This is a genomic window from Roseburia sp. OF03-24 (assembly GCF_003463035.1).
Classification (GTDB): Bacteria; Bacillota; Clostridia; order Lachnospirales; family Lachnospiraceae; genus Roseburia; species Roseburia rectibacter.
Map to the genome: position 1 here is coordinate 21,405 of NZ_QSCK01000005.1, position 10,895 is coordinate 32,299.

The window sequence follows — 10,895 nt, forward strand, 5'->3', positions numbered from 1 at the left end:
TAGTATGATACAGACAGCTATTGTAACAGGCGCTTCATCCGGTATCGGATGCGCTGTCAGTGAAAAATTATGTGCGCTGGGATATGATGTATTTGGTATCGGGCGCAGGTTTGATTCAAAAGTGGAAACAGAACAAAATGTGGGTGTATTCCATCAAATCATCTGTGATCTGACTGACACGGACAAACTGTGTGCCATCGTAAAACAGATCACATCGGAACACACAGTAAAAATCCTTGTCAATAATGCAGGGGCAGCTTACTATGGACTTCATGAAGAACTGAATCCAAAGAAGATACAGGAAATGGTCCGCGTGAACTTAGAAGTACCATTGATCCTTACACAGCAGCTTTTACGGACACTGAAGAAAAATAACGGTTATATCATCAATATATCGTCTGTTACGGCAAAACAGCCAAGTCCGCATGGATGTGCTTATGCTGCAACTAAGGCAGGACTTGCAGCATTTTCTGCAAGTTTATTTGAAGAGGCAAGAAAATATGGGGTTAAAGTGACTGCGATATACCCGGATATGACTGAAACAAATCTGTACCGGAATGCGGATTTTACAGTTGGAGAAGAAAAAGCATCTTATCTCACCCCGGAAGAAGTGGCAGAGGCAGTGGAATATGTGCTAAAGCAGCGGGAGGGAATCGTAATTCCGGAACTTGTATTAAGGCCGCAGCTTCACAGAATCCGTAAAAAATGATTATGCCTGATCATAAAATAAACTTTTTATAAAAAAGAAGAACATCTGTATCCGTCAATCTGTACAGTTTTTGATAAAAAAGCCGTCAGTTTGACGAAAAAAGGAAAAAGATGCACAGAGCACTGTGACATCCTACAAGAAAAACAAAAATTCTTTGTGTAGGAGACATATGGCGCTTTTTGCATCTTTTTTGTATAGTATATTTATCAAATAACGAAACACAAATATCAGGAGGTATTTAGACCAATGGCAAGTTTATCATTAAAAAACATTTGCAAAGTTTATCCTAACGGTTTTGAAGCTGTTAAGGATTTCAACCTTGAAGTAGAAGATCAGGAATTCATCATTTTCGTAGGACCATCCGGATGTGGTAAATCTACTACACTTCGTATGATCGCCGGACTTGAGGAAATCTCCTCTGGTGAGTTCTATATCGACGGAAAGCTCATGAACGATGTTGAGCCAAAAGACAGAGATATCGCAATGGTATTCCAGAACTACGCTCTGTATCCTCATATGACAGTTTTTGATAATATGGCATTCGGATTAAAATTAAGAAAAGTTCCGAAGGATGAGATCAAGAGAAAAGTTGAGGAAGCAGCTAAGATCCTTGACCTTGAGAAATTATTAGACCGTAAGCCAAAGGCTTTATCCGGTGGACAGAGACAGCGTGTTGCTATGGGACGTGCTATCGTTCGTAATCCTAAGGTATTCCTTATGGATGAGCCGTTATCCAACCTGGATGCAAAACTTCGTGTACAGATGCGTTCTGAGATCGCTTCCTTACATAACAGATTAAAAGCAACTATCATCTATGTAACACATGATCAGACCGAGGCTATGACACTTGGTACCAGAATCGTTGTATTAAAAGATGGTGTTATCATGCAGGTTGATTCTCCGCAGAAATTATACAATGAGCCGAATAACTTATTCGTTGCTGGATTCATTGGTTCTCCGCAGATGAACTTCATCGATACAAAATGTAAAGTAGAGGGAGACAAAGTATCTCTTACATTTGATAACACAACAATCGTATTACCACCAGCAAAAGCAAAGAAACTTGCAGATGCAGGATGCAACGGAAAGACTGTTGTTATGGGTATCAGACCAGAGGATATCGGTGATTCCGAGATCGAGATCGAAGCACACAAAGACTGTGCATTCGAGGCTGATGTAACAGGATACGAGTTATTAGGTTCTGAGGTATTATTATACTTCAAAGCAGCAGGCACAAGCATGACTGCAAAAGTTGATTCAAGAACAACAGCACGTATGGGAGATCACATCAAACTTGCTATTGATCCTGAGAAGATTCATGTTTTCGACAAAGAAACAGAATTGACAATTACCAACTAATTCGGTAAAATTAAACAGAACATCATTTAAAATAAAACTGGGTACAGTGATGTACCCAGTTTTTGTTCGTCAGTGAGGCTGAAATTGTAAAGCAGATGATGAATGTAAACCAGACGAAGGGGAGATATCGGAAAGGAAACAGATTATGATTTCAAACCATAAAATACAGACAGCACTTGATGAGATAAAAGATATATCGAGAATTGATCTTGCACTTTATACAGATAAAGGAAAACCGGTTGCGGCAACCTTTGAGCCGGAGGAGGATTTAGAAGATGCGATCACGTCTTTTGCAGATTCCATGGCAGAGAGCCAGATGCTCTCAGGATATCACTTTTTTAAAGTTATCGTGGATGACGAGGTGGAATATATTCTGCTGACAAAGTCGCAGGCAGAGGATGCTTATATGGTAGGGCGTTTAGCAGTCTGCCAGATCAGGAATCTTGCGGCGGCATATATGGAACAGTTTGACCGGAACAATTTCATGCAGAATATCCTGCTTGGCAATATGTTAGTCGTAGATATGTATAATAAGGCACAGAAACTTCATATTGAGCAGGCGGAACGTGTGGTTTATGTGATCGATCTGGAAGATAAAAAAGATTCCACAGCAGTGGAACTTGTAAAAAATCTCTTTGCAACCAAAATGCGCGATTATGTGACAGAAGTGGACGAGCAGAGTATTGTGCTGATCAAAGATGTACGTGACATCAAAAGTGAAGATGAATTACAGAAGTTAGCCGATATGATCGTGGATAATATGCACACGGAGGCGATGGTGCGTGTAAGAGTCGGTTACGGTAATCAGGTGAATAATCTGCCGGATATTGCAAAATCCTATCAGGAGGCAAAGATGGCGCTTGAGGTCGGGAAGATTTTCTATGCGGAAAAGGAGACGATCGCATATCGTTATCTTGGCATCGGACGTCTGATCTACCAGCTTCCAATGAGTCTGTGTGAAATGTTTATTCATGAGGTGTTCGGTGATGAGATACCGGATATCTTTAATGAAGAGACAACAACAACGATACAGAAATTCTTTGAAAACAACCTTAATATATCAGAGACAGCCAGACAGCTTTATGTACACAGAAATACTTTAGTGTATCGTCTGGAGCGGTTAGAAAAGATCATTGGACTTGATATCCGTAAATTTGATGATGCGATGACATTCAAACTTGCACTGATGGTTATTTCACATATGCAGTATGCGAAACGTCAGGATACGGATCAGAGATAGAAATTTGACGCAGATACAAAGGTTATCTGGTAAATAAGGAATAGATTTAGCAGGAAAGGGAAGAAAGAAATGGCAAAGACAGGCGGCTATGACGAGAGCAGTATTTCTGTTCTTGAAGGGCTTGAGGCGGTAAGAAAAAGACCGGGAATGTATATCGGCAGTGTTTCACGGAAAGGTTTAAATCACCTGATCTACGAGATCGTGGACAATGCGGTGGATGAACATCTTGCGGGAGCCTGCGATACGATTTATGTAACGTTAGAAGCGGATGGTTCCTGTACCGTGGAGGATAATGGACGAGGTGTTCCGGTCGGCATGCATGCAAAGGGAGTTTCGGCTGCCCGTATAGTTTATACGACACTGCATGCAGGAGGAAAGTTTGATGATTCCGCTTATAAGACCAGCGGTGGTCTGCATGGAGTCGGTTCTTCGGTTGTAAATGCATTATCGACACATATGGATGTCTGGATCAGCAGAGATGGCTATATCCATCATGATGGTTATGAGCGTGGTATTCCGGTGGTCGAATTGGAAAACGGGTTACTTCCGACCATTGGAAAAACGAAAAAAACAGGCACAAAAGTCAACTTTCTCCCAGATCCGGAGATTTTTGAAAAGACAAGATTTAAAGAAGATGAAGTAAAGAGCCGTATGCATGAAACAGCATACTTAAATCCGGCACTGACGATCATTTATGAGGATAAACGCGGGCCGGAAGTGGAGCATATCGTATATCATGAGGAGGAAGGAATCATTGGTTTTGTCAAAGATCTGAATAAAAACAATGAGGTACTTCACGATGTGGTCTATTTTAAAGGTGAGCAGGATGGAATCACAGTTGAGGCTGCATTTCAGTATACAAATGAGTTCCATGAGAATATTCTGGGATTCTGTAACAATATTTTTAATGCAGAAGGTGGTACGCATATTACCGGATTTAAAACGGTATTTACCACTGTCATCAATTCCTATGCGAGGGAACTTGGGATTTTAAAAGAAAAGGATTCTAATTTTACCGGAGCAGATGTCCGTAACGGTATGACGGCGATCGTTTCCATCAAACATCCGGACCCACGTTTTGAAGGACAGACCAAGACAAAACTGGATAATCAGGATGCGTCGCGTGTCACGGCAAAAGTGACCGGTGATGAGATACAGCTTTATTTTGATAAGAATTTAGAGGTATTAAAGACTGTGATCTCCTGCGCGGAGAAAGCTGCGAAGATCCGTAAGACGGAGGAGCGTGCAAAGACAAATCTTCTGACAAAACAGAAGTTTTCTTTTGACTCCAACGGAAAACTTGCCAACTGTGAGAGCAGGGATGCGTCGATCTGTGAGATCTTTATTGTCGAGGGAGATTCTGCAGGAGGATCTGCAAAGACAGCGCGTGACCGTAATTTCCAGGCAATCTTACCGATCCGTGGTAAGATTTTAAATGTAGAGAAGGCAAGTATTGACAAGGTGCTTGCAAATGCGGAGATCAAAACGATGATCAATGCGTTTGGCTGTGGTTTTTCCGAAGGCTACGGCAATGATTTTGATATCACAAAGCTGCGTTACGATAAGATCATCATTATGGCGGATGCCGATGTGGATGGAGCGCATATTTCTACGCTGCTTCTGACACTGTTTTACCGTTTTATGCCGGAACTGATCTATGAGGGACATGTTTATGTGGCGATGCCGCCGTTATACAAAGCAATCCCTGCAAAAGGTGAGGAGGAATACCTCTATGATGATGCTGCCTTAGAGCGTTACCGCAGAAATCATAAGAGTAATTTTACGCTTCAGCGCTATAAAGGTCTTGGTGAGATGGATGCAGAACAGCTCTGGGAGACGACATTAAATCCGGAAACGAGGATCTTAAAACGTATCGAGATCGAAGATGGACGTATGGCATCTGATATCACGGAACTTTTGATGGGAAATGATGTGCCGCCGCGCAAGATGTTTATTTACGAACACGCGCAGGACGCAGCACTTGATATCTGACAAGGTGAATGACTGCCGTTCATTTGATAAATGTGGATAGCAGCCGAAAACTTATTATGACAGAATGGAGTATGATATGAATCAGGAAGAACAGATTATCCGCACAGAATACTCGGAACTGATGCAGAAATCTTATATTGATTATGCCATGAGTGTTATCATTGCGCGTGCGCTGCCGGATGTGAGGGACGGCTTGAAGCCGGTGCAGAGAAGAACACTTTACGATATGTATGAACTGGGCATCCGTTACGACAAGCCGTACCGTAAATGTGCGCGTATTGTTGGTGATACGATGGGTAAATATCATCCGCACGGTGACAGCTCTATTTATGATGCACTTGTTGTAATGGCACAGGATTTTAAAAAAGGTCTGCCGCTTGTGGACGGGCATGGTAATTTTGGTTCTATCGAAGGTGATGGTGCCGCTGCAATGCGTTATACCGAGGCACGTTTACAGAAGATCACACAGGAAGCATATCTGGCAGATTTAGACAAAGATGTAGTGAATTTTGTCCCGAACTTTGATGAGACAGAAAAAGAGCCGGAAGTACTTCCTGTAAAAGTGCCAAATCTGCTTTTGAATGGAGCAGAGGGAATCGCTGTCGGTATGACGACAAGCATTCCGCCACATAATTTTGGCGAGGTCATTGACGGTGTGATCGCATATATGAAAGATCCGGATATCAACACAGAGCAGATGATGCAGTATATACCGGGACCGGATTTCCCAACAGGCGGTATCGTTGCAAATAAGGACGAGCTGATGGCTGTTTATTCAACTGGTATGGGCAAGATCAAGATCCGTGGCAAGGTAGAAGTGGAAAAGGGAAAAGGCGGAAAAGACCGTCTTGTCATCACCGAGATTCCATATACCATGATCGGTGCGAATATCGGAAAGTTTTTAAATGATATCTATAATCTGGTTGAGACAAAGAAAACCTCTGATATCGTTGATATTACAAACCAGTCTTCGAAAGAAGGAATCCGTATTGTTCTGGAATTAAAAAAAGGTGCGGATATCGAGAATTTAAAGAATCTTCTCTATAAGAAAACGAAACTGGAAGATACATTTGGCGTCAATATGTTAGCAGTAGCGGATGGCAAACCGGAAACCATGGGAATCGTTCCGATCATCCGTCACCATGTGAATTTCCAGTATGAACTTGCAACACGCAAGTATCAGACACTTCTTGCAAAAGAACGTGATAAAAAGGAGATTCAGGAAGGTCTTATCAAGGCAATCGATGTCATTGATCTGATCATTGAGATCCTGCGTGGAAGTAAAAATGTAAAGGATGCAAGAGCATGTCTGACGGATGGCATCACGGATAACATCAATTTCAAATCCGAACAGTCGAAGCGTGAGGCGGCAAAACTCCGTTTTACAGAAAGACAGACTACAGCGATCCTTGAGATGCGCCTGCAGAAATTGATCGGACTTGAACTGGAAGCACTTTTAAAAGACCATGACGAGACGCTGAAAAATATTGCAAAATATGAGGATATTTTAGGCAGCCGTGCAGCTATGGCAAAAGTTATCATCAAAGAGTTAGAGAATTTTAAGAAAGAGTATGAAAAACCAAGAAAAACGGTGATCGATAACCTGGAGGAAGCGGTTGTTGAAGAGAAGAAGATCGAGGAAATGGATGTTGTATTCCTGATGGATCGTTTTGGATATGCAAAAACTGTGGATGTTGCAACTTATGAGAGAAATAAAGAGGCAGCGAATACGGAAAACCGCTATATCTTAACCTGCAAAAATACGGATAAAATCTGCATTTTTACAAATAAGGGACAGATGCATCTGTTAAAGGTATTAGATCTTCCTTATGGTAAATTCCGTGACAAGGGAACGCCGATCGATAACTTAAGTAATTATAACAGCAGCGAGGAAAATTTTGTCTATATCACAAATCTTGCTGCAATCAGCCGGTCACAGGTTCTTTTTGGAACAAAATCTGCAATGTTAAAAGTTGTGGATGGAAGTGAATTTGATGTAGCAAAACGTACCACAGCCGCGACAAAGTTAAACGAAGGTGATGAGCTGATCTTTGTACAGGCGCTTACACTGGAAGAAACACTTGTGATGCAGTCTGAAAAAGACTTTTTCCTCAGAATTGATATTTCAAGTATCCCGGAAAAGAAAAAGGGAGCGGTCGGAGTGCGTGGCATGAAATTAGGTGCAGGGGATGCACTTACTGCCATTTATCTGCTGAATGCAGAAGATTCGGTCAATGTTGAGGTAAAAGGCAAAGAGGTAGCATTAAACCGCCTGCGTACTGCAGGACGTGACACGAAGGGAACCAAACGATGAAACAGACAAAAGGTTACCAGATCTGGCAGATCATTTATCCGATCGGACTTTATTATGTAGTATCGAGTCTCTGCTATTTTGCACTGGAGATGCTTCTTGGTACTGCGAATGAGACGTATATGCTGCGTCAGCTTGTATGTGCGGCGGTTACGATCCCGGTTATATTAAAATTTTATATGGCAGACCAGAACGTACGTGATACCGTTTATGGAAAAAGAAAGTTTAATATGGGCAGGGAACAGTTTATAAATATTGCAGTGACGGTTGTATCTGTAACTGCACTTGGAATTGCAGTCAACAATATTATTGCAATGACACCGCTCATCCAGGCATCTGAAGGATTCCAGACTGCAAATCAGGCATTTTTTGCGGGAACAGCAGTTTACGAGTTCCTTGGTTCTTGTCTTCTGATCCCGATTGCAGAAGAATTATTGTTCCGTGGAGTGGTTTATCAGAGATTAAAACTTATGATTGGTGTGTATCCTGCAGTCATTTGTTCTGCACTGATCTTTGGACTGGTGCATGTGAATCTGGTACAGTTTTTATATGCGGCAGTGTTAGGATGTCTGCTGGCGTTTTTGTATGAAAAGACAGGATTTTTCTATGTACCGGTATTAGGACATATCGCAGCGAATACCGTGGCAGTTGTGCGTGCAGAGACGGGATGGCTGTCCTTTGGCTATGCGGCGGATGCGAAAGGGATTGGCTTTACGATAGTGATGCTTGTTGTGGCTGGTGTTGTAATCGTTGGATTCTGGAGGTGGAAGAAGAATGTGGGATTTGATGAGAGAGACTGAAGAAAAAGTGCGCGGATATTTACTAATATGGAAAAGGAAGCTATCAACTCCGGGTGGTCGATACGGGAATTAAAGCGGCAGATTTCCACGTCTCTCTATGAAAGGCTGTTATTATCAGAGGGAAAAACAAACAAAAAAACAGTGCTTGCTCTCGCAGAAAAAGGAATTGAAAACTACCAAACTGACACCAGAAGCTGCTGGACAGCTCAATATGTATCTGAATTATTATGCCGCAGAAATAAATGACGAACATGATAATCCACCGATTGGCATTATTCTTTGTACGGACAAGGACAGTATAGCAGCAGAATATGCACTAGGCGGTCTGTCTAATAATATTTTTGCTTCGCGCTATGTTTCCTATATTCCCGATAAGGAGCAGTTGATCGCACAGGTGGAGGCGGTTTTGAATGAGTGGCATAAACAGGAAAATAAATAGTAAGAGAAAAAAATGGGACACGGACGCTAAATGAGCAGCCAATGAGTCCCATTTTTTGCTAGAAAAACATATGATGAAGAAGAGGTTGAACAACTGATACAGATCAATGTTTCATATGTAAATGATTCTGAAAATTAACTTTTTGTGAGAGCGGATAAAAAGATATCTGTGCAGTGCGTAAAGACAAAAGTAAATAGGGAGTAAGCTATGATAAGAAAAATGGAAGAAAAGGATATATCTGATGTTATGCAGATATGGCTTGAGACAAACATTAAGGCACATAGTTTTATAGAGAAGGCATATTGGACCAGCAAGTATGAAATGGTAAAACAGATTCTGCCGGAAGCAGAAGTATATGTATATGAAGAGGAAAAAAATGGTCAGATAGATGGTTTTATCGGAATAAATGATTGCTATATCGAGGGATTGTTTGTGAAAGAATCTGCACAATCGAGGGGAATTGGAAAATGTCTGCTGGATTATGTAAAAAGCAGAAAAACCGAATTGCGTTTATGTGTATACGAAAAGAATGTCCGTGCAATTCGCTTTTATCAGAGGGAGAATTTCCGGATACAGGCGGAAGAAACAGATGAAGATACAAACGAAAAAGAGTATGTTATGAGGTGGGGAAAATGAAAAATAAATTAGTCATGGCGATGATTACTGTTGTATTTGCAAGTGAGTGTTTTGCTGGATGCAGTAAAAAAACAATAGAAAATTCTGCTGCTTCAAACACGTCAGTATTGGAAGAAAATGAGAAAGAAGCAGAAGACGCGAAGAAAACAGAAAATGCTCCTGATGCACAGACAGAAAAATATGTCGTGGAGAATCAGGAATATGTCTATTCCACATACAGCGATATCGGTCAGTTAGGGGAAGAGGGAAACTATTATAATTCAGATTATCCGGGGAAGGATGCCTATGAGGTGCCTGTATTTGAAACGACTGCAGACATCACACACGATGGAATCGCAGATCTGGTTTCAGTAGTCGGATATGGCGATGAGCCGGATGCAACAGTAGATGATGTTGTAAGTAACAGTTCATATGGATGTTATGTGAAAGTCTATCGCGGAACAAAAGATAGAGAATATGAAAGTTATCCGAGATTTATCAGCAGAAACTTTCACCTGTCGCATGCAGGAAATGGAACGATATGTCTTTCGAAAAAGGATGGTCTGGACTATCTTTTGATAAGCACAACCTATGAAATGCAAGGGACTGCCCAATATGATTTCGCAGCCTTTTATGTGGATGATGAAAAGGGAATTGTGATCGATGACACCTATGGTGTTGAATTTGCAGTTGACAAGGACGAACATCCGGACTGGAACGAATGTACACACAGGGAAGACGTTGTCCCACTTTTGCAGGAAAAAATGACACACTACCTGAAAGATTCTATGCTTCTTCTGTCACTTGACATTGATAATGGTGCCCTGTACGGTTGTGAGGAAAAAACACTGGAGGGAAACGCCCAGAAAAATAAAAACAAAACAGGAGAAATGAAACAGGAAACATGATGCATGCTCAGAAACTGGATATCCGTCTGACGTTTATCCGGATCATTTTGCCGGAAGTTATGTGGGCAGATTCCTGTTTCTGCTGCTTGCGATCGTTCTGACCGGAGTGGGGGCTGCGATGTCACTGAACATGCGGCTGATCCCGAATCCGGGAGATGGAATTGTGCAGGCAATCGCGGATACGATACATAAGAGCGTAGGATTTACCAAAAACAGAAAAAATACACAGATACAATTTAGACACAATTTAATAAAACTGGTAAAAATGCGAAGATACAGAAAAATTAATGAAATTTTTTTGCATCTTCTTTTTATGCAATTGTTTGTATAAATATGACTTGAAACAAAAATAAAATAAAAAGACAGATAACTATATATAATAATGCGTAATTGACATATTATCAGACAATATAACGAAAAAAATAGTAGACAAACGGATTCGAAAGTTGTATATTAATACATAACAAATCCAGCAAAAGACAACTGTTTTTCTGACAAAGACAGACGAGCAGATGGAGAAAG

The 10,895-nt window shown here is 41.2% G+C and carries 10 protein-coding genes; all 10 read left to right on the top strand.

Annotated features, from left to right (window positions below; translation table 11 throughout):
• The first annotated feature begins 4 nt into the window (after positions 1 to 4).
• The 10 genes from DXA60_RS03430 to DXA60_RS03475 all read left to right on the top strand — a co-directional run bounded on the left by DXA60_RS03430 (position 5) and on the right by DXA60_RS03475 (position 10,704).
• Complete coding sequence (locus DXA60_RS03430) at positions 5 to 709, top strand: SDR family oxidoreductase (RefSeq protein ID WP_117919552.1); 705 nt, start codon at positions 5 to 7, stop codon at positions 707 to 709.
• A gap of 246 nt (positions 710 to 955) precedes the next feature.
• A complete protein-coding gene (locus DXA60_RS03435; RefSeq protein WP_117919554.1) occupies positions 956 to 2,068 on the top strand; it encodes an ABC transporter ATP-binding protein in 1,113 nt (370 codons plus the stop codon).
• 145 nt (positions 2,069 to 2,213) lie between these two features.
• Positions 2,214 to 3,308 carry a PucR family transcriptional regulator gene (locus DXA60_RS03440; RefSeq protein ID WP_117919556.1) on the top strand — a complete coding sequence of 365 codons (1,095 nt, stop codon included), beginning with the start codon at positions 2,214 to 2,216 and terminating at the stop codon, positions 3,306 to 3,308.
• Positions 3,309 to 3,377: 69 nt separating this feature from the next.
• Positions 3,378 to 5,300, top strand: coding sequence for a DNA gyrase/topoisomerase IV subunit B (locus DXA60_RS03445; RefSeq protein WP_117919558.1), 1,923 nt, complete (start codon positions 3,378 to 3,380; stop codon positions 5,298 to 5,300).
• Positions 5,301 to 5,364: 64 nt separating this feature from the next.
• Positions 5,365 to 7,614, top strand: a complete 2,250-nt coding sequence (locus DXA60_RS03450; RefSeq protein ID WP_117919560.1) for a DNA gyrase/topoisomerase IV subunit A — start codon at positions 5,365 to 5,367, stop codon at positions 7,612 to 7,614.
• A complete protein-coding gene (locus DXA60_RS03455; RefSeq protein ID WP_117919562.1) occupies positions 7,611 to 8,411 on the top strand; it encodes a CPBP family intramembrane glutamic endopeptidase in 801 nt (266 codons plus the stop codon). The genes DXA60_RS03450 and DXA60_RS03455 overlap by 4 nt, the downstream gene beginning before the upstream one ends.
• 166 nt (positions 8,412 to 8,577) lie before the next feature.
• Positions 8,578 to 8,850, top strand: coding sequence for a PDDEXK nuclease domain-containing protein (locus DXA60_RS03460; protein ID WP_330418369.1), 273 nt, complete (start codon positions 8,578 to 8,580; stop codon positions 8,848 to 8,850).
• 207 nt (positions 8,851 to 9,057) lie between these two features.
• Positions 9,058 to 9,486: an N-acetyltransferase gene (locus tag DXA60_RS03465; RefSeq protein ID WP_117919564.1), complete on the top strand. Its 429-nt coding sequence runs from the start codon at positions 9,058 to 9,060 to the stop codon at positions 9,484 to 9,486.
• Positions 9,483 to 10,373 carry a hypothetical protein gene (locus DXA60_RS03470; protein WP_117919566.1) on the top strand — a complete coding sequence of 297 codons (891 nt, stop codon included), beginning with the start codon at positions 9,483 to 9,485 and terminating at the stop codon, positions 10,371 to 10,373. The genes DXA60_RS03465 and DXA60_RS03470 overlap by 4 nt, the downstream gene beginning before the upstream one ends.
• A gap of 61 nt (positions 10,374 to 10,434) precedes the next feature.
• Positions 10,435 to 10,704 carry a hypothetical protein gene (locus tag DXA60_RS03475; RefSeq protein WP_117919568.1) on the top strand — a complete coding sequence of 90 codons (270 nt, stop codon included), beginning with the start codon at positions 10,435 to 10,437 and terminating at the stop codon, positions 10,702 to 10,704.
• Positions 10,705 to 10,895 lie beyond the last annotated feature (191 nt).